Below are 18,759 nucleotides of genomic sequence, written 5' to 3'. Positions count from 1 at the left end.
AGTTGCCAGTTCTAATAGTGTGGGCTGCACGGCCTGTAGGCACGCGCTCAACTCAATAGTTGGGCCACATCGTTGAATACCGCAATCGACATCATTGCCAAGAGCACACCCAAGCCAGCACGTTGCAGATAGCCCATCCATGCATCAGACACAGGGCGCCCCGTCAACGACTCCCAAAGATAATACATCAGGTGCCCTCCATCGAGGACAGGGATGGGGAGCAAATTGAGAACGCCAAGACTGATGCTGATGAGAGCCAAAAACACCAAGTACTGGGACCAGCCCACGGCGGCCGATTTGCCGGCATAGTCGGCAATCGTCAGAGGGCCACTGAGGTTTTTTAAGGAAGCCTCCCCCACCACCATCCTGCCCATCATTTTCAGCGTCAACAACGAGACCTCCCAGGTCCGCACCAGGGCTCTCTCCAGTCCCGCCCACACGCCATACCTGACGAGCACCATCGCAGGCTTATCACCCACCAAGGCGTTAATACGTCCAATGGACTGCCCGTCCACCGACTCCCGGCGGGGCGTGACCAACAACAGGATGTGTTCGCCGTCACGGTTCAATTGCCACCGCTGGGTCGCAACGGGGTTGGCTGCGCCGGCCACCCGGATCAATTCGCGCAGCTGGGCTGCATCCGCTATCGGGATGCCATCCACATGGGTGACAAGGTCACCCGCTTTCAACCCGGCGTCAGCGGCGGCTCCATCTTGCACAACGTCCCCAATGCGCGCCGCGGACCAAGGCCCCTGCCAGCCAATGGCACGGAACAGACTGGCGTCGGCAAAACGGGTATCCATCGCCCCGAGATTCAGGGTTCGTCTCTGAACCGCCACTGGCATGCCATTGGCGGAAGCAGGTTCACGGTACTCCACCAGTAAGCTGGTTTTTGCCAATGCTGCTTGCGTCAACCACCATCGAAAATCTTCAAACGACTGAACAGGCTCCATCGCGTCAGCGTCTGTGCCCGCAGCCAGAATACGCTCGCCGCCCTCAAACCCGGCTTGGGCGGCAAGGGAGCCCGTGACGGGACGGGACAACACCGCATCCAACTGCATTGAGCCTGACCAATGCACAATGCTGTAGAGCACGACGGCAAGAACAAGATTAGCCAGCGGGCCCGCAGCCACAATAGCGGAACGTGTTCCCAGGCTCTGGGTGTCGAATGCGCGAGATGCCTCTGCCGGGTCCACAGGGCCTTCCCGACCATCGAGCATCTTCACATAGCCGCCAAGAGGCAAAGCACACAGCACGAACTCGGTTCCAGAACGCGCCGACGTCCACCCCCACACCCGTGGGCCAAAACCAATCGAGAAGCGCAGGACCTTGACCCCCGATGCCACCGCCATGCGGTAGTGCCCCCATTCATGCACCGCAATCAAAATGGCAATCGCAATGACAAAGGCAGCCAGGGTTAGCATTGCAATACCTTCAGGCGATCAGTGCGCCAGCTTCTGCGCCACTTGCTCGGCGATGCGTCGGGCCAATCCATCAATGTCCAGCAAGTCCCCAATGGAGCCCGGGGGGACAAATTGCGCTGCGGCCAGCGTCTCCAGGTTCACCTGGTGAATGTGGTCGAAACGAATCTGACGATTCAGGAACGCAGCCACCGCGATTTCGTTGGCCGCATTGAGTACCGCAGTGGTCCCTTGCGGCCCTGCCATCGCATCCCAAGCCAGTTGCAATCCGGGAAAGCGCTCCTGGTGGCCATGGGAATGGATGGCCTCAAAACTTAACCCCGCCAGTTGGGAAAAATCGATGGCAGCCGAACCCGAGACCACACGCTGCGGCCAGGACAGTCCATAGGCAATGGGGCCTCGCATATCAGGTGTGCCCAGCTGCGCCACCACCGAATGGTCGACAAACTGCACCATGGAGTGAATCACGCTCTGTGGATGAATCACCACTTCAATACGCTCGGGCGATACACCGAACAGGTAACGAGCCTCAATGACTTCGAGCGCCTTGTTCATCATCGTGGCAGAGTCCACCGAGATTTTGCGTCCCATGACCCAATTAGGATGGGCACAGGCCTCTTCCGGGGTCACATCACGCAAAGTCGCCGACGCACGTCTGCGAAAAGGGCCGCCTGACGCCGTCAGGATGATTTTGTCTACCGTCGAGGCCCATAACGATCGGCTCTCCGGCAGGGACTGGAAGATGGCAGAGTGCTCACTGTCGATGGGCAGCAAGGTGGCTCCACCGGCCTGCACAACATCCATGAATAGCTGACCACCGACCACCAGTGCTTCCTTGTTGGCCAAGAGCAAACGCTTGCCCGCACGGGCTGCAGCCATGCAGGATGGCAAACCAGCAGCGCCCACAATGGCTGCCATCACAGTATCGGCATCAGGGTGCGCAGCTACCGTGTCAAGGGCTGCCGGACCGCTCAGGACCTGGGTCGGCACATTGGTGGTCTGCAAACGTGCTTGCAATTCCAACGCATGGGCCTCACTCACCATCACGGCAAACTTCGGACGGTGGCGCACACACTGCGCCAGCATCACCTCAACATTGGTGGAAGCCGTCAGCGCAAACGCTTCGAACTGTGCCGGGTGCCGCGCGATAACATCCAGCGTGTTCACCCCAATGGAGCCGGTCGACCCCAATACAGTCACGCGACGCAACAGGGTACTCATAGCGACTGCAACATCATGGCCATGGGAAGCACTGGCAACAGCGCATCCAGGCGATCCAGCACACCACCATGGCCAGGCAATAGGTTGCTGCTGTCTTTGGCACCTGCACTACGTTTTATCAGAGACTCCACCAAATCCCCGACCACGCTCCAAGCAGTCAGCCACACCATGGCAATGGCCATGACCAGCCAGCCCTGTTGTCGCAGCTTGCCGTAAATGCTCACACTGTCCAGCGCCAATCGCTGCTCCAACTGCATCCATAGCAAGGCACACAGTGCGACACCGAACAAACCACCCAACACCCCCTCCCAGGTCTTACCGGGACTGACGGAAGGTGCCAATTTGCGAGAAAACAGCTTGCCACCCATCAGGCGACCTGAAAAATACGCCCCGATATCCGCCACCCAGACCAGTACCATGACCGAGAAAAGGAAATTGATGCCAATGACCCGGGCCTGTGTGACTGCAAGCCAAGCTGCGCAAAGACAGGCCACACCAACCAACAAGCGAACAACTTTAGGTACCGATATCCACGCGGCTGCACCACGGGCCAACAGCCAGCTTCCGCCCAAAATCCAGACGGCCGTGACCGTTAGCCAAAGCCCCCCGACCGGGACAAGCCCATCGAAGCCATACAGCCACGCGACACACACCAGACCACAGGCAATTCCCGTAGCCCAGGCTCCGGTAGAGCTCAACTGGTTCAAGCGTGCCCACTCCCAAGCACCAGCAGCAATCAGTACGGTCGCGACCACACCAAATGCCAGCGGTTGAGGGTAAAACACGGCGGGAAGCAGCACTGCCAGAAGCAGCACCGCTGTGATGACTCGTTGCCGCAGCATGGGCAGTCCTTTTAAATGGGGGAGACGCTGGCTTGCGTCACTTGCGCGGAGGTTTTGCCAAACCTGCGCTCACGCGCATGGTATTCGGCAATCGCTTGGTCCAACGCTTGCTCATCAAAGTCCGGCCAATACGCGGGGCTGAAATACAACTCCGTATATGCAGACTGCCACAGCAGAAAATTGCTCAAGCGGAACTCGCCACCCGTGCGAATCAGCAAATCTGGGTCCGGCCCAGTGCCCAGCGCCATGGCCTGAGACAAGGAAGTCTCGGTGATCGGTTCACCCCGCAGAGCCAACTGGGCGGCAGCCTGCGCGATCTCCCAGCGACCACCATAGTTGAAACACACATTGAGCGTCATCAGGCGGTTGTCCGCTGTGTCCAGCTCCGCACGGGACAGGCCAGCCTGCACGCGCTCCGACAGCCCGGAACGGTCCCCCACAAAGCGCAGGTGCACACCGTCCTGTTTGAGTTGAGACACTTCCCGGGCCAGCGCGCCTGCAAGCAGGTCCATCAACCCCGAAACCTCTTCCTGAGGACGACTCCAGTTTTCAGACGAAAAAGCAAACACGGTCAGGACGGCAATGTGCCGCTGCGCACAAGCACGCACGATGCGCTTGAGGGTGTCAACGCCCTGTTTGTGGCCAGCAAGGCGTGGCAGGAATCGTTTGGAGGCCCAGCGCCCATTGCCATCCATCACGATCGCCACATGGTGTGGCCCGGCATCGGGGTGTGCCATGGAAAGACAGGCCGTCAAACCGCCATGATGTCTTGCTCTTTCGACGCCACGAGCTTGTCCACTTCGGCGATGTGCTTGTCGGTGAGTTTTTGTACGTCTGCTTCCGATCGCTTCTGATCATCTTCAGACGCCAGCTTGTCTTTCACCAGCTTTTTCACGGCCTCGTTGGCATCGCGACGCAGGTTGCGCACCGCGATCTTGGCCGCTTCGCCTTCCGAACGAACCACTTTGGTAAGTTCACGACGTCGCTCTTCCGTCATTGCAGGCATAGGCACCCGAATCAGATCCCCCATGCTCGATGGGTTCAAACCCAGATCGCTTTCACGAATGGCTTTTTCAATCTTCGCACCCATGCCTTTTTCCCAAGGCTGCACACTGATGGTGCGTGCATCGATCAAGGACAGATTGGCAACCTGGCTCAGAGGCAGCATCGAACCGTAATAATCGACTTGCACAGTGTCCAGCAACGCCGGATTGGCGCGTCCCGTACGGACTTTGGTCAAGTTGTTCTTGAAAGCCGCGATGGATTGGTCCATCTTGTTTTCAAGGTTGGTTTTGATATCGGCAAGTGACATGGTGACTTCCTTGGGTACAGGCGAATGAGGCGAGTCGAAGTATCAAACGTGAACCAACGTGCCCTCGTCCTCACCCATCACGACGCGCTTTAGGGCTCCGTGTTTGAAAATAGAGAAGACTTTGATGGGCAATTTTTGGTCGCGGCACAGCGCAAACGCGGCAGCGTCCATGATGCCAAGATTCTGGTTCATGGCCGCATCGAAAGTAATCTTCGAGTAGCGCGTAGCCGCAGGATCTTTTTTGGGATCGGCACTATAGACACCGTCCACCTTGGTCGCCTTGAGCACAATCTCAGCCCCGATTTCGGCACCACGCAGAGCAGCAGCAGTGTCTGTCGTGAAGAAGGGATTGCCAGTACCGGCGGCAAAAATCACAACTTTGCCTTCTTCCAGGTACTGCAGCGCCTTGGGACGCACATAAGGCTCTACGACCTGCTCAATACCGATAGCAGACATGACGCGTGCAATGAGTCCCGCCTTGTTCATGGTGTCACCCAGGGCCAAGGCGTTCATCACCGTTGCCAGCATACCCATGTAATCAGCAGTAGCACGGTCCATGCCGACGGATCCACCGGCAACACCCCTGAAGATATTTCCACCGCCAATCACCACCGCCACCTCGACGCCCAAACGGGTAACTTCGGCAATTTCATCCACCATGCGCACGATGGTGTTGCGATTGATGCCGAACTGGTCATCCCCCATGAGTGCCTCGCCCGACAGCTTCAGCAAAATGCGCTTATAGGCAGGACGGTCTTGGTTCATGGGCGACTCCGAAAGGTAGGTGGTGGTAATTAGCGACGCCTGCAATCAGGCGGCTTGCTTGGCAGCTGCGACTTGTGCAGCCACTTCTGCAGCGAAATCGTCGACCTTCTTCTCGATGCCTTCGCCAACTACGTACAAAGTGAAACCTTTGACGGTGGTGCCGACGGCCTTGAGCATTTGCTCCACGGTCTGCTTGTCATTCTTGACGAAAGGCTGGTTGAACAAGGAAACTTCCTTGAGGAACTTCTGCACACCGCCTTCAATGCGCTTGGCCACGATTTCGGCAGATTGCACAGGTTTGCCAGCAGCAGTAGCTACTGCGGCGTCTTCCGCTGCCTTGGCGGCCGCCACAGAACGCTCACGCTCCACCAACTCGGCGGGCACTTGGTCAGAAGACAAGGACACAGGCTTCATGGCAGCCACGTGCATGGCCACATCCTTGGCAGCAACTTCTTCGCCGTCAAACTCCACTACCACGCCAATGCGCGTACCGTGCAGGTACGAGGCCAGTTTGGTAGAGCCATCGAAATGCTTGAAACGGCGGAAGGTCATGTTCTCGCCAATCTTGCCGATCAGGCCCTTGCGCACGTCTTCCAGCGTGGGACCAAAACCGTCTTGCTCGTAAGCCAGTGCGCTCAAAGCAGCCACATCGGCGGGGTTGTGCTTGGCCACCAGCGACGCAGCGGCATTGGCCAAGGCCAAAAAGCTGTCATTTTTGGTCACAAAGTCAGTTTCGCAGTTCACTTCGATCAACGCACCAGCAGTACCTTGAATGCTGGTAGCGACCACGCCTTCGGCGGTCACGCGAGCAGCCGCTTTGCCAGCCTTGCTGCCCAATTTGACGCGCAACAACTCTTCCGCTTTGACCATATCGCCTTCGGCTTCGGTCAATGCTTTTTTGCACTCCATCATGGGGGCATCGGTCTTGCCACGCAGTTCTGCCACCATGCTTGCTGTAATTGCTGCCATTTGGATTCTCCGTAATTCAGTAGTTTAAGTAAGAGCTAAAAAAAAGGGGCAACAAAGCCCCCTTTTGAAGGGTGACGCAACGCCTTAGGCGGCGACTTCACTCACTTCAACGAATTCGTCTTCACCTTCAGCAGAGACTGCCTTGACCACGTCGTCCACAGCGTTAGCGCGGCCTTCCAAGATCGCGTCCGCAATGCCACGGGCGTACAAAGTCACCGCCTTGGAAGAGTCATCGTTACCAGGAATCACATAGTCGATGCCTTCGGGAGAGTGGTTGGAATCCACCACACCGATCAAAGGAATGCCCAACTTGCGTGCTTCTGCAATGGCGATCTTGTGGTAGCCCACGTCGATCACGAAAATTGCGTCAGGCAAGGTGTTCATGTCTTGGATGCCACCGATGTCTTTTTCCAGCTTTTCCAGCTCACGGGCAAACATCAGCTGCTCTTTCTTGCTCATGCTGTCCAGACCAGCTTCCTGCTGAACCTTCATGTCCTTCAGGCGCTTGATGGATGTCTTGACGGTTTTGAAGTTGGTCAGCATGCCACCCAACCAGCGCTGGTCCACAAAGGGAACACCGGCACGCTGCGCTTCAGCAGCAACGATTTCGCGGGCTTGACGCTTGGTACCCACCATCAGGATGGTGCCGCGCTTGGCGGACAACTGGCGCACGAACTTGGCCGCCTCCTGGAACATCGGCAACGACTTTTCCAGGTTGATGATGTGAATTTTGTTGCGGTGACCGAAGATGAACGGGGCCATCTTGGGATTCCAGAAGCGGGTCTGGTGCCCAAAGTGAACGCCGGCTTCCAGCATTTCGCGCATAGTAACTGCCATGATTAACTCCAAAGGTTAGGTCTTAAATCCGGCCCGCACATCGCCCCCGCATAAAGCAGGCGCAACACCTTGGTGGACCGGTTTGTGATTGCTATTGCGGGGAACGAATGCACCCCCAGCAAAGCCAATCGAGTATATCACGCAGGCAATTCAGGCAAAAGGCCTGACCCAGAGCCTTTTTCATGCGCAAACTGCAGCCAGGCGGAGAATTCTCACCACGCTTGTGAAAAAATAGCTTGCAACGCAAGCGCAAAGTTTGCGACAAAGTATCTGAAAGTAACGATGAAAATTGTAGTAGTGGGCGCCGGCGTGGTTGGCATCGCCACAGCCTATGAGCTGGCAACAGATGGACATACCGTCACAGTTTTTGACAAATCTGCGGCCGCCTGCGAAGAGGCCAGCTTTGCCAACAGTGGCTTGGTCGCGCCCAGCATGTACCTGCCCTACGCGTTCCCCAGTCACAAGGGAAATGCGGTGATGCGCTTCCTGGAGACGGGGCGGCGCCTGACGCGCCGCCCATGGCGCTCGCTACAGGAAATGAAGTCTTTGCGACGTTGGACGCAAGCCCACAGCCCGGAGGCACATGCAAGGCAGCTTGCTGTGGCCCAACAGCTGGGGCGCTACAGCGCAGAGCGTCTGGGGCACATCATCGGGCAGAACCAGCTGGAAATTGAGCGCAGCGAAGGCCAACTGGTGCTAGTGCGCACAGAGCTTGCTCTGCAACGCCTTCAAACAAGCCTGGAAGCACTGAAGGCCCAAGACATTGCCTGCAAGGTACTCACCCCCGAAGAGGCCCGCAAACTGGAGCCCTCCTTGCACAGCGAGGCCCCCTTCCACGCCGCACTGTGGTTGGCGGGCGACCAAGTGGCGAACTGCCGGCAATTTGCCCTGGAACTGAAAACGGTTACCCAAAAAATGGGGGTGAAATACCATTTCGGGACAGACCTGCAGGACCTGAGCCTGCAGCCCCAACCCACACTGACGCTGGCAAGCGCACAAGGCACGGACGTGGTCACCGCTGACCACGTGGTGCTGTGCACCGGACAGTTCCCCCGGCATCTGCTGGCCAAGCAGCCCTTGCACATCCCCTTGGTCGAGCTGCATGGCTACGCTTTGAGTGTTGCAATCCGCGAGCCCCTGAATGCCCCGCGAAGCGCTGTTTACGATCTGCACGACAACCTGGTCATCAACCGTCTGGGTAACCGCATCCGCGTGAGTGCTGGCGCAGAACTGGGACCCCAGCCGGACGTCAAGCATGCGCAGGTGGTCAACGCCATGTACCGGGCGCTGGAGTTGTACTTTCCCGGAGCGGCCAACTATCCGGCAGGCACCCAGGTCTGGCATGGCACACGCCACGCCATCACCGATGGACTGCCCGCCATAGGCCCCAGCGGACTGCCCCAGTTGTCGCTGAACATCGGACATGGCGCCTGCGGCTGGACATGGGCATGTGGCTCGGCTCGGCTGCTGGCTGACCAGATTGCAGGACGCCCCACCGCCATTGCATCCCCCTCCGTGCTGCCGACCCGGTTTTTGCGCTAAAAAACTGTTGTCCATGCCCGTGTGCTGCTGACACAATGGGATGAGGGAGACGCTTTATCCATGAGTCCTGAACTTTCGCAAAAACTGACCGCTGCCGTGGACGGCATGCCGGCATTTCCCAAGAGCGTGCAACGCATTCTGGAGCTGACACGGGATGTCAACAGCACCCCCAAAGACCTCGTAGATGTCATCGACAAGGACCCGGTGGTCACGGTCAAGGTCCTGAAGGTCGTGAACTCGGCCTACTACAGCCTGCCCAAACAAATCACCTCGATTGGTCATGCCGTGGTGTATCTGGGCTTCAACACCATCAAAAACCTGGCCTTGAGCATTGCCGCCATTGGCATGCTGCCCAAGGACAACGCCGCAGACTTTGACGTGCAGCAGTACCTGCTGCACTCCCTGGCTACCGCAGGAATTGCCAAACAACTGGCGCTCAAGGTGGACGACGCCGACCCCATGGATTGCTTTATTGCCGGCTTGTTGCATGACTTTGGCAAGGTGGTGTTCGCCCAATTCATGCCCATGGAATTCCGGGCGGCACTGCACCTCAGCCGGGAAGGGCAGAGTTCCCTGCACGCAGCGCTGCAAACCACCATCGGTGCCGACCATGCCATCGTGGGCGCCATGTTGGTCGAAAAATGGCGCTTTGCCCCCCATTTGATCGATACCATACGGCACCAACGGGTGGAGGACCTGAAGGACACAGACATGATTGCCTGTGTGTTTGCTGCGAACCAGATCAGCAAGAAGCTGCAATACGGCTTTGCTGGCAACTACAAAGTTGAAGAACTTCCGGCCACCATTCAAAAGCGCCTGGGTGGCGATCTGGACGCGGTGATTGCCGCCATGGGGAATCTGGACAACCTGTTTGCAGAAGCACAGGTTTTTGCCAAATTGTAAAAAGGAGACGGCATGAAGGTGAAGTTTTGGGGTGTTCGTGGGTCCATCGCCTCACCTGGCCCCAAGACAGTGCGCTACGGCGGCAACACCACTTGTATTGAAGTCCGTACGGACAACAACGAACTCATCATCCTGGACGCGGGCACCGGCATTTTCCCGCTCTCGCAAACGCTGCTGGCCGAGATGCCCGTCACCGCCAATGTGCTGATCACCCATTCCCATTGGGACCACATCCAGGGCCTGCCTTTCTTCATTCCCAACTTCATTCCCGGCAACACCTTGCGCCTGCATGGCTGCTTCGACCCGGTGTCGGGCAAGGGCATTGAGCAGGTCATGGCGGTGCAATTGCAGTACAGCTACTTCCCGGTACGTGAAGCTGAAATGAAGGCGCGCATTGAATACGTCACCCTGATGCCAGACCAGCCGATCCAGATCGGCTCAGCCACCGTGACCCCCTGTCTGCTGAACCATCCGGTGATCGATTTTGGCTACCGCATTGAATGCAACGGCAAGTCGGTGTTTTTCACAGGGGACCATGAGCCACCCTACAACATCTACGAACCGGGCGACGAAGCCTACGACGAGTACCAGGTGTTTGTGGACGAGAAGGAACGCGCAATCCAGGATGCCATTCGCGGTGTGGATGTCTACATTGCAGACAGCTCCTACACCGATGCCGAATACCCCGCGAAAAAAGGCTGGGGCCACGGCACCTTCAGCACCAGCATTGGCAGCGCGCGCGGCGCTGGCGCCAAGGTGCTGTTCTGCACCCACCACGAACCCACACGCAGTGATGACGCGCTGGAGCTGGCCTTTGCCGAGGCACTGCACAGCAACGCTGCACTGGCACAGGGCATGGATATCCGCCTGGCCCGCGAAGGCGATGTCTACGAATTCTGAATGGGTGCTGGGCCCGCAAGGTCCGTTGCGCCCCATGCCCTACCCTCTGCTAGGCACGCTGGCACTGCGAACCCTGGAAGCCCGCGCCGCAGCCCCCCTCCCCACCCACACCCTGATGCGGCGCGCCGGGCTGGCCCTGGCAAGACTCACACTGGCCTACGCCCCCCACGCGCGCGCAGTGTGGGTGGCCTGTGGCCGGGGCAACAATGGCGGCGACGGAATCGAAGCCGCCCTGCACCTGCAACGCTGGGGCAAAACCGTCTGGCTGTCCTTGCCCGATGCCTCCCATGCACTACCTGCCGATGCAGCAGCCTCACTGCAAAGAGCCCGGTCCGCAGGCATCAGCATCCACCCCGAACCACCGCCGCACTGGGATGTCTGCATCGATGCACTGCTTGGCATCGGGCTGCATACAGCGCCCCGCGACGCGGCGCTGGCCGCCATCCAGGCCATGCGGGCCGGCAACGGCACCATCATTGCGGCGGACATACCAAGCGGCCTGATGGCCGACACCGGTCACACCCCAGGCGCATGCGTGCGGGCGCGGGCCACACTGTCATTTCTAGCCCTCAAACCAGGCCAGTTCACCGCCCAAGGGCGCGACGCCTGCGGTGACATCTGGCTGGACACGCTGGACGTCGCCACACCCCACCCGCCAGATGCCTGGCTGAACACCGTCAGCACCCGCCCCCCGCGCCTGCACGCCACCCACAAGGGCAGCTTCGGCGATGTGACCGTGGTGGGCGGCACCACTGGCATGGTGGGAGCCGCGCTGCTCGCGGGTACTGCAGCCCTGCACGCCGGTGCCGGACGCGTCTACCTGGCCCTGCTGGACGAGGGCGACCACGATGCGGTATTTGCCACCCACCCTGCCCTGATGCAAGGCAACCTTGCCCAGCTCGCCATCGCTGACATGGCCGTGGTGGTGGGTTGCGGGGGTGGGGATGCCGTGGAGGCATGCCTGCCGCAGCTCCTGGCAGACGCCCGGCAACTGGTACTGGATGCAGACGCCCTGAACGCACTGGCCCGCAACCCAGCCTGGCACCCCACACTGACAGCGCGCAAGCCGGGTACCACGGTACTCACGCCGCACCCCCTGGAGGCTGCACGCCTGTTGGGCAGCAGCACCGCGACGGTACAGGCCAACCGCTTGGCCAGCGCACAAGCGTTGGCTGACCAATTCCAGTGCCCTGTGGTACTGAAGGGATCAGGAACCATCATCGCCAGCCCCGGCGAACTTCCGCGCCTCAATCCCACCGGCAATGCGCGACTGGCCATCGCCGGCACGGGCGATGTACTGGCCGGCCTGCTGGGCAGCCTGATGGGACAGGGAGAGGCCGCTTTCGAGGCCGCCTGCCGCGCTTGCTATCGGCACGGCCAAGTGGCGGACCAGTGGGACATGGCATCCACGCTGACGGCCCCCGAGCTGGCTCGCCAAATTTAAGCCAAATAGGCCTATAACCCCTATGGAATATGCGCAAGCAGCTATCTTTTAGATAGCAAATTTAGTGCAATCCGCCAGACGTCCCAGGCACCCGGCGGACCCAGCCGCTCAACGGCGCTGCTTCTTGGCCGCCTTCTTGGAAGCGCCAGAGGCCTTCTCATTCGGGCGGGCGTTGCGCGGGGTTTTGGCACCGGCGCGCTGCCGTGCCTTGCCCTTGAACGCTCCCCCGCCACCATCCGCCTCCGCGCGATCGGCGAACTCCGGGCGCCCCTTGGCTTCGCGCGGCGCCCCTTTGTCCGCCACTGCACGCGGCTGCAAGCTCTGGCCTTCCTGCACCAGACGGAAATCAATCTTGCGTCCGTCCAGGTCTACGCGGCTAACCTGGATACGCACCCGCGTACCAATGGCGTAGCGGATACCGGTGCGCTCACCGCGCAGCTCCTGGCGCGCCTCGTCAAAGCGGAAATACTCACCCCCCAGTTCGGTGATGTGCACCAGACCTTCCACATACATGGCGTCCAGCGTGACGAACAGGCCAAAGGTGGTGGCCGAGCTCACCACACCCGAATACTCCTCACCCAGGTGCTCGCGCATGTACTTGCATTTGAGCCAGGCTTCCACATCCCGGCTGGCTTCATCGGCACGGCGTTCGTTGGCACTGCAGTGCAGACCAGCGGCCTGCCAAGCCGTGCCTTCGGCATTCATTTTTTTAGGCTTGGTGCCGGGCTCCGCCACCCGACCAGCCAGGTTTTTCTCCAAACGGCGTGCCAGCTTGGCATGCGCTTCACCCGGCGTCGGCAGCGCAGGCAACTGGTACTTGGCCTTGGTCAAAATCGCCTTGATGACCCGGTGCACCAGCAAGTCGGGGTAGCGGCGGATCGGGCTGGTGAAGTGGGTGTACGCGTCAAAGGCCAAGCCGAAGTGGCCACTGTTGATGGGCGTGTAAATCGCCTGCGACATGGACCGCAGCAACATCGAGTGAATTTGCTGCGCATCCGGCCGGTCCTTGGTTGCCATCGCAATGGCCTGGAATTCACCGGGCGCAGGCTTGTCACTGATGCTCATGCCAATGCCGCTTGCCTTGAGGTAGTTGCGCAGGGTTTCCTGCTTCTCAGGCGTGGGGCCCTCGTGCACACGGAACAGGCCGGGGTGCTTGTTTTGTGCAATGAAGTCGGCACTGCACACGTTGGCCGCCAGCATGGCTTCTTCGATCAAGCGATGGGCCGTATTGCGGGTGCGCGGCACGATCTTTTCAATGCGACCGTTTTCATCACACACGATCTGCGTCTCTGTGGTTTCAAAATCCACCGCTCCCCGCTTGTGACGCGACTTCAGCAGCGCCTGGTAGACACCATGCAGGTCCAGCAACTGCGGCACCAACTCACGCCGCTTGCTGGCCTCGGGGCCGCGGGTGTTGCCCAAAATGGCGGCCACCTCGGTATAGGTGAAGCGCGCATGGCTCCACATCACCGCGGGGTAGAACTGGTAGGCATCGACCTCTCCCTCGGTGGTCACAAACATGTCGCACACCATGCACAGGCGCTCCACCTCGGGGTTCAACGAGCACAGGCCGTTGGACAACTTCTCGGGGAGCATGGGGATCACACGGCGTGGGAAGTACACACTGGTGGCACGGTCGTAGGCATCCACATCAATGGCAGAGCCTGTCTCTACATAATGACTCACGTCGGCAATGGCCACCAGCAGGCGCCAGCCCTTTTGCGCCGTCTTGCCACGGCCCTTGCTCGCAGGTTCGCAGTACACCGCATCGTCAAAGTCGCGGGCATCCTCACCATCAATGGTGACCAGTGGAATATCTGTCAGGTCAATGCGCTGCAGCTTGTCCTGCGGGCGCACTTTGTCAGGCAGTGTGCGCGCCAGTGCAATGCAGGCGTCCGAAAATTCATGCGGCACACTGTATTTGCGCACGGCAATTTCAATCTCCATGCCTGGGTCGTCCACCTCACCCAGCACCTCTTTGATCCGGCCGACGGGCTGGCCAAATAAAGCTGGGGGCTCCACCAGTTCCACCACCACCACTTGGCCGGGCTTGGCCGCACTGGTCGCGCCTTTGGGGATCAACACATCCTGGCCGTAACGCTTGTCTTCTGGTGCCACCAGCCAGACACCGCTTTCTTGCAAGAGACGGCCAATGATGGGCTGCGTGGAACGCTCCATGATCTCCACCACTCGCCCTTCGGGACGGCCCTTGCGGTCACTGCGCACGATGCGCACCTTGACGCGGTCCTTGTGCAGTACCGCCCGCATCTCATTGGGGGGCAGATAAATGTCAGAGGCACCATCGTCGCGGGACACAAATCCGTGTCCATCGCGATGTCCTTGAACAATTCCTTCAACTTCTTCCAGCAAATTGCTGTTTGGGCTTAAATGTTTGATATACTTCTCTCTTTCCTGAGATGCCCAGATGGCGGAATTGGTAGACGCACTAGTTTCAGGTACTAGCGAGTAACATCGTGGAGGTTCGAGTCCTCTTCTGGGCACCAACAATGGTAATGTAGATATAGAAAAGCCGCTGTGAAAACAGCGGCTTTTTTTTGCCTGTTTGATTCATGCCACTGACCTGTTGTTGTATCGGTCAGTGGCGCTGAATTTAAATGGGCAAGGCTAAGAGATCATGTCCTTGTGCGCTCACAATGCGCGCCTTGGTGAACTCGCCCACCTTGAGGGTTTTACTTATTTTTTCGGGTGGCAACAAACGCACCACACCGTCAATCTCCGGCGCATCCGCGTAGCTCCGCCCCACCCCACCCTTGCGACCCAGTCCCGGCGCGGAATCCACCAGCACCTGCATCACTGAGCCCACGCGACGCTGCAGGCGTGCGGCAGACACTTCTTCCGCCACAGCCATGAACCGTGCACGGCGCTCCTCGCGCAATTCGATAGGCAACATGCCAGGCAAATCATTGGCCGTTGCACCATTCACTGCGCTGTAGGCAAAACAACCCGCACGGTCGATCTGCGCCTCACGGATGAAATCCAGCAAATGCTCGAACTCCGCCTCGGTTTCACCCGGGAAGCCGGCAATGAAAGTGCTGCGCACCACCAGCTCAGGGCAGGCAGCCCGCCATTGCTGCAAACGGTCCAGATTTTTCTCGCCGCTGGCGGGGCGCTTCATGCGGCGCAACACATCGGGGTGGCTGTGTTGCAGCGGCACATCCAAATACGGCAGCACACGGCCGGTCGCCATGAAGGGGACAATCTCATCCACGCTGGGATAGGGATACACATAGTGCAAACGCACCCAGGCACCATAGGGCTCGGCGATGTCGCCCAGGGCCTGAACCAGTTCCAGCATGCGGGTCTTCACCGGCTTGCCGTCCCAGAAACCGGTGCGGTATTTCACATCCACACCGTAGGCAGACGTGTCCTGGCTGATCACCAACAACTCTTTCACGCCACCTTCAAACAACGCGCGCGCCTCGGTCAGCACATCACCAATCGGACGGGACACCAGATCGCCGCGCATGCTGGGGATGATGCAGAAGGTGCAACGGTGGTTGCAGCCTTCACTGATCTTGAGGTACGCATAGTGGCGCGGCGTTAGCTTGACGCCCGCCACACCAAATGACTGCGGCACCAGATCCAAAAACGGATCGTGGGGTTTGGGCAAATTGAGATGTACCGCATCCATCACTTCCTGCGTGGCATGCGGGCCCGTCACCGCCAACACCTTCGGGTGCATCTGGCGCACCATGTTGTCGCCACCGTCGGTGGTCTTGGCCCCCAGGCAACCGGTCACAATCACGCGGCCATTTTCAGCCAGCGCCTCACCAATCGTGTCCAGGCTTTCCTTGACGGCGTCGTCAATAAACCCGCAGGTATTGACGATCACCAGGTCGGCGCCCTGGAAGGTCTTGGAGGTTTGGTAACCCTCAGCGCTGAGTTGCGTGAGGATCAATTCGGAGTCGGTCAAGGCTTTGGGGCAACCCAGGCTGACGAAGCCAACTTTGGGCGCTGCGTGCACGGTTGGGCTAGGGGTCAATACGTCTGTCATATCCATCAATCCATAGAATCACCCCGCCAACCGCCGGGCCTAAAAAGCGCTTAGCGCTTCAGGCCAAAGGTGCCGAGGAACTGTTCGGTTTGTTTCTGCATTTGTTCCTGCATTTGCTGGAACACGTTGTTGCTCATGACACCCTGCACCATGGGTGCCTGCATGTCCATCAGCGCCTGCATATTCTTCTCGAGGTACCCGCCCATCATGCCCTGCATGGCATGGCCATAGAAGCGAATGATGTGCGAGAGCACGGGAGTCGTGAACATGGGCGAACCATTCGCCTCTTCTTCCAGAATGATCTGCAACAGGATGCTGCGTGTGATGTCTTCACCCGACTTGGCATCCAGCACCGAAAACACTTCGCTGTCCATCACCAACTGCTTGATTTCCGCCAGTGTGATGTAGGTGGACGTATCGGTGTCATAGAGACGGCGATTCGGGTATTTTTTGATAACCCGTTGTAACTTCTTGGAATCTTTAGAGGCAGATTTTTGCATTGCGATCGCTCGGCACTACGTGCGGGAGCCAAAATGGTGTTGCACTGCAGCACATTCTAGGGAGTGACCGCCTGGCATTGACCTAGGATTACCCTAGGGGCAGGAGATAGTGGAAACTTTGGTAGGCGCAATTGGACTCGAACCAACGACCCCCACCATGTCAAGGTGGTGCTCTAACCAGCTGAGCTATGCGCCTACAGTATCCGAGAGGCCGAAGTATAGCAGCATAAATGGGCACTCCCGGACTCGCAACGGCAAAAGTTGATCGGAGGCTGCGCCATAATTGACGTTAACGTAAACGTCAATTCATCCATTCACAGGGAGTTCTCTATGGAAATCGCAGGCAAGGTCTTTATCGTCACGGGTGGCGCATCTGGTTTGGGCGAAGGCACAGCACGCATGCTGGCGGCCAAAGGCGGCAAGGTGGTCATTGCCGACATGCAGGCCGAAAAGGGCGAGGCCATTGCCAAAGACATTGGCGGTGCCTTTGTGAAGTGTGATGTGAGCAGCGAGACCGATGGTCAAGCCGTGGTTGCCAAGGCCGTGTCCATGGGGAAACTCATGGGCCTGGTGAATTGCGCCGGCATCGCCCCCGCCGAAAAGACGGTGGGCAAGAACGGTGCGCATGCGTTGGCGTCCTTCAGCAAGACCATCACCGTGAACCTGATTGGCAGCTTCAACATGATCCGCCTGGCCGCAGATGCCATGAGCAAGAACGAACCCGAAGCCACGGGTGAACGCGGCGCCATGATTTCCACTGCATCGGTTGCCGCCTACGACGGCCAAATTGGCCAAGCCGCCTACAGCGCCTCCAAGGGCGGCGTGGTGGGAATGACCCTGCCCATCGCCCGCGACCTGGCACGCAACGGCATTCGCAACATGACGATTGCACCGGGAATTTTTGGCACGCCCATGCTGTTTTCCATGCCGCAAGAAGTGCAGGACGCACTCGCTGCAGGGGTGCCTTTTCCTTCGCGCCTGGGCACGCCGCAGGACTACGCCAAGCTGGCCGTGCATATTTTTGAAAATGACATGCTCAATGGCGAAGTGATTCGCCTGGACGGTGCCATTCGCCTGGCCCCGAAGTAAGTCAAAGACATGCGTGAGGCCCCCCTCTTTTTTTGGGGGGGGCAGCGACCCGCGAAGCGGCGGAGCGTGGGGGTCTTACCGGTGCGCCCGGATGGAGGCCACGATGCCCAGCACGAACACAGCGCTGGCCAGCAGTTGCAACCATTGGGGCCACACGCCGTAGCCCACGAATGCATAGAGCAAGGCGAACAAGGTCTCGCTCACAATCAGCTGGCCGCACAGGCTGGCACTCAGGCGTCGGCTGGCGATGCTCCACAGCACCGTGGCCAGCCACGCCGACCCCACACCGGTTGCTATACAAACCATAGCTGCTTGCGCAATATCCACTTGGGCCAACAGCACTTTTGGCTCTGAACCCAGCACCCACCACAAGGCCACAGCACCCAGACCGGATGCCACACCCAGCCAGTTGGTCCAATCGGTCACATTCACATCGTGGTGGTGTTGGAGCCAGGCCGAATTCATCACGGCAAATGCGGTCCAACACCCCATGGCCAGCAGCGCAAACACAATACCGCGCCAGTAGGCCCAGCCTTGCATAACGCCCTCAGCAGCGCTGCCAGTCTCCGCCCCCATCATCAGCAAGACACCGGTGATGGTGAGACACAAGCCCGGCAACAGGCTGCGCCACAGCAGATGCTGCGGCTTGCCCAGCAACATCACCCAAATGGGAATGGTGCCAATGATCAGCGTGGGCACCTCCACCCCGGCATCGCGGATGGACAACACCAGCAACAGGTAGTAGCCCGAGAAGCCAAGCACGCTCAAAACCAGCGCGGCCCCCAGCTGTCGCCAAGTGGGCCAGCGCCGCTGGCCCCGTGCAAACAGCATGACCAGCAAGGCCGTGAGGCCATAGCTGGCAAAGCGTCCCGCAGCTAGGTCTACCGGGGCCAACCCAGGAGCCAATGCTGGTGCCACAAAGACCAGCCCCCACAGCGCCCCGGCTGCCAGCCCGGCCAGGATGCCAACTAGCAACGGCACCCCCAACCGATCAAACAC

General features: G+C 59.2%; 17 protein-coding genes and 2 tRNA genes. 6 read left to right on the top strand and 13 right to left on the bottom strand.

Going from position 1 to position 18,759, the window contains the following annotated elements:
- Positions 1-47 precede the first annotated feature (47 nt).
- From rseP to rpsB, 8 genes are all read right to left on the bottom strand, one after another.
- Positions 48-1,424: an RIP metalloprotease RseP gene (gene rseP, locus AC3WS7_RS14115; RefSeq protein ID WP_492656790.1), complete on the bottom strand. Its 1,377-nt coding sequence runs from the start codon at positions 1,422-1,424 to the stop codon at positions 48-50.
- An 18-nt stretch (positions 1,425-1,442) separates the two neighbouring features.
- Entirely contained in the window at positions 1,443-2,642 is a 1,200-nt protein-coding gene (ispC, locus tag AC3WS7_RS14110; protein WP_492656789.1) for a 1-deoxy-D-xylulose-5-phosphate reductoisomerase, read from the bottom strand.
- On the bottom strand, positions 2,639-3,484 hold the full coding sequence (locus AC3WS7_RS14105; protein ID WP_492656788.1) for a phosphatidate cytidylyltransferase: 846 nt from the start codon (positions 3,482-3,484) through the stop codon (positions 2,639-2,641). The genes ispC and AC3WS7_RS14105 overlap by 4 nt, the downstream gene beginning before the upstream one ends.
- Before the next feature lie 11 nt (positions 3,485-3,495).
- The gene (uppS, locus tag AC3WS7_RS14100) at positions 3,496-4,221 is read right to left on the bottom strand and encodes a polyprenyl diphosphate synthase (protein ID WP_492656787.1); all 726 of its coding nucleotides are present in this window, start codon (positions 4,219-4,221) and stop codon (positions 3,496-3,498) included.
- Between the two features lie 14 nt (positions 4,222-4,235).
- Positions 4,236-4,796, bottom strand: a complete 561-nt coding sequence (gene frr / locus AC3WS7_RS14095) for a ribosome recycling factor (protein ID WP_296470021.1) — start codon at positions 4,794-4,796, stop codon at positions 4,236-4,238.
- A 42-nt stretch (positions 4,797-4,838) separates the two neighbouring features.
- Positions 4,839-5,561 (bottom strand): UMP kinase, encoded by a 723-nt coding sequence (gene pyrH / locus AC3WS7_RS14090; protein ID WP_296470022.1) that lies wholly within the window; start codon positions 5,559-5,561, stop codon positions 4,839-4,841.
- 45 nt (positions 5,562-5,606) lie between these two features.
- The gene (gene tsf, locus AC3WS7_RS14085) at positions 5,607-6,530 is read right to left on the bottom strand and encodes a translation elongation factor Ts (RefSeq protein WP_296470025.1); all 924 of its coding nucleotides are present in this window, start codon (positions 6,528-6,530) and stop codon (positions 5,607-5,609) included.
- Positions 6,531-6,614: 84 nt separating this feature from the next.
- Positions 6,615-7,367, bottom strand: coding sequence for a 30S ribosomal protein S2 (rpsB, locus tag AC3WS7_RS14080; RefSeq protein ID WP_296470028.1), 753 nt, complete (start codon positions 7,365-7,367; stop codon positions 6,615-6,617).
- Positions 7,368-7,649: 282 nt separating this feature from the next.
- Between rpsB and AC3WS7_RS14075 the strand changes: the two genes are divergently transcribed.
- The 4 genes from AC3WS7_RS14075 to AC3WS7_RS14060 are packed head-to-tail and all read left to right on the top strand — an operon-like array spanning position 7,650 to position 12,156.
- Positions 7,650-8,909 carry an FAD-dependent oxidoreductase gene (locus AC3WS7_RS14075; protein WP_492656786.1) on the top strand — a complete coding sequence of 420 codons (1,260 nt, stop codon included), beginning with the start codon at positions 7,650-7,652 and terminating at the stop codon, positions 8,907-8,909.
- 60 nt (positions 8,910-8,969) lie between these two features.
- Positions 8,970-9,812 carry an HDOD domain-containing protein gene (locus tag AC3WS7_RS14070; RefSeq protein WP_296470034.1) on the top strand — a complete coding sequence of 281 codons (843 nt, stop codon included), beginning with the start codon at positions 8,970-8,972 and terminating at the stop codon, positions 9,810-9,812.
- A 12-nt stretch (positions 9,813-9,824) separates the two neighbouring features.
- Complete coding sequence (locus tag AC3WS7_RS14065) at positions 9,825-10,712, top strand: MBL fold metallo-hydrolase (RefSeq protein WP_296470035.1); 888 nt, start codon at positions 9,825-9,827, stop codon at positions 10,710-10,712.
- Entirely contained in the window at positions 10,696-12,156 is a 1,461-nt protein-coding gene (locus AC3WS7_RS14060) for an NAD(P)H-hydrate dehydratase (protein ID WP_492656785.1), read from the top strand. Before AC3WS7_RS14065 ends, AC3WS7_RS14060 begins: the two co-directional genes overlap by 17 nt.
- A 108-nt stretch (positions 12,157-12,264) precedes the next feature.
- Here AC3WS7_RS14060 and rnr read toward each other — a convergent pair whose 3' ends face one another.
- Positions 12,265-14,526, bottom strand: coding sequence for a ribonuclease R (gene rnr / locus AC3WS7_RS14055; protein WP_492656784.1), 2,262 nt, complete (start codon positions 14,524-14,526; stop codon positions 12,265-12,267).
- Positions 14,527-14,575: 49 nt separating this feature from the next.
- Between rnr and AC3WS7_RS14050 the strand changes: the two genes are divergently transcribed.
- Positions 14,576-14,660: transfer RNA gene (locus AC3WS7_RS14050), tRNA-Leu, on the top strand.
- A 107-nt stretch (positions 14,661-14,767) separates the two neighbouring features.
- Here AC3WS7_RS14050 and rimO read toward each other — a convergent pair.
- From rimO to AC3WS7_RS14035, 3 genes are all read right to left on the bottom strand, one after another.
- A complete protein-coding gene (rimO, locus tag AC3WS7_RS14045; protein ID WP_296470041.1) occupies positions 14,768-16,171 on the bottom strand; it encodes a 30S ribosomal protein S12 methylthiotransferase RimO in 1,404 nt (467 codons plus the stop codon).
- A gap of 50 nt (positions 16,172-16,221) precedes the next feature.
- Entirely contained in the window at positions 16,222-16,671 is a 450-nt protein-coding gene (gene phaR / locus AC3WS7_RS14040; protein WP_492656783.1) for a polyhydroxyalkanoate synthesis repressor PhaR, read from the bottom strand.
- Positions 16,672-16,790: 119 nt separating this feature from the next.
- Positions 16,791-16,867, bottom strand: a tRNA-Val gene (locus AC3WS7_RS14035).
- A gap of 134 nt (positions 16,868-17,001) precedes the next feature.
- On the opposite strand from AC3WS7_RS14035, the gene AC3WS7_RS14030 reads away from it, so the two are divergent.
- Positions 17,002-17,760, top strand: a complete 759-nt coding sequence (locus AC3WS7_RS14030) for a 3-hydroxyacyl-CoA dehydrogenase (protein WP_492656782.1) — start codon at positions 17,002-17,004, stop codon at positions 17,758-17,760.
- 75 nt (positions 17,761-17,835) lie between these two features.
- On the opposite strand, the gene AC3WS7_RS14025 is transcribed toward AC3WS7_RS14030, so the two are convergent.
- Positions 17,836-18,741, bottom strand: a complete 906-nt coding sequence (locus AC3WS7_RS14025) for a DMT family transporter (RefSeq protein WP_492656781.1) — start codon at positions 18,739-18,741, stop codon at positions 17,836-17,838.
- Positions 18,742-18,759 lie beyond the last annotated feature (18 nt).

This window comes from Rhodoferax sp. EU05-FHT12H12, assembly GCF_058791215.1.
Note: the sequence above shows the minus strand (reverse complement) of the source record. Positions and strands in the feature narration are given on the sequence as shown.

Excerpts from the sequence above, each read along its gene's own strand:
- phaR (WP_492656783.1), bottom strand. The coding sequence starts at position 16,671 with ATGCAAAAATCTGCCTCTAAAGATTCCAAGAAGTTACAACGGGTTATC.
- ispC (WP_492656789.1), bottom strand. The coding sequence starts at position 2,642 with ATGAGTACCCTGTTGCGTCGCGTGACTGTATTGGGGTCGACCGGCTCC.
- pyrH (WP_296470022.1), bottom strand. The coding sequence starts at position 5,561 with ATGAACCAAGACCGTCCTGCCTATAAGCGCATTTTGCTGAAGCTGTCG.
- rpsB (WP_296470028.1), bottom strand. The coding sequence starts at position 7,367 with ATGGCAGTTACTATGCGCGAAATGCTGGAAGCCGGCGTTCACTTTGGG.
- AC3WS7_RS14060 (WP_492656785.1), top strand. The coding sequence starts at position 10,696 with ATGTCTACGAATTCTGAATGGGTGCTGGGCCCGCAAGGTCCGTTGCGC.
- AC3WS7_RS14070 (WP_296470034.1), top strand. The coding sequence starts at position 8,970 with ATGAGTCCTGAACTTTCGCAAAAACTGACCGCTGCCGTGGACGGCATG.
- AC3WS7_RS14065 (WP_296470035.1), top strand. The coding sequence starts at position 9,825 with ATGAAGGTGAAGTTTTGGGGTGTTCGTGGGTCCATCGCCTCACCTGGC.
- rimO (WP_296470041.1), bottom strand. The coding sequence starts at position 16,171 with ATGACAGACGTATTGACCCCTAGCCCAACCGTGCACGCAGCGCCCAAA.
- rseP (WP_492656790.1), bottom strand. The coding sequence starts at position 1,424 with ATGCTAACCCTGGCTGCCTTTGTCATTGCGATTGCCATTTTGATTGCG.
- uppS (WP_492656787.1), bottom strand. The coding sequence starts at position 4,221 with ATGGCACACCCCGATGCCGGGCCACACCATGTGGCGATCGTGATGGAT.
- AC3WS7_RS14105 (WP_492656788.1), bottom strand. The coding sequence starts at position 3,484 with ATGCTGCGGCAACGAGTCATCACAGCGGTGCTGCTTCTGGCAGTGCTG.
- frr (WP_296470021.1), bottom strand. The coding sequence starts at position 4,796 with ATGTCACTTGCCGATATCAAAACCAACCTTGAAAACAAGATGGACCAA.
- AC3WS7_RS14075 (WP_492656786.1), top strand. The coding sequence starts at position 7,650 with ATGAAAATTGTAGTAGTGGGCGCCGGCGTGGTTGGCATCGCCACAGCC.
- tsf (WP_296470025.1), bottom strand. The coding sequence starts at position 6,530 with ATGGCAGCAATTACAGCAAGCATGGTGGCAGAACTGCGTGGCAAGACC.
- AC3WS7_RS14030 (WP_492656782.1), top strand. The coding sequence starts at position 17,002 with ATGGAAATCGCAGGCAAGGTCTTTATCGTCACGGGTGGCGCATCTGGT.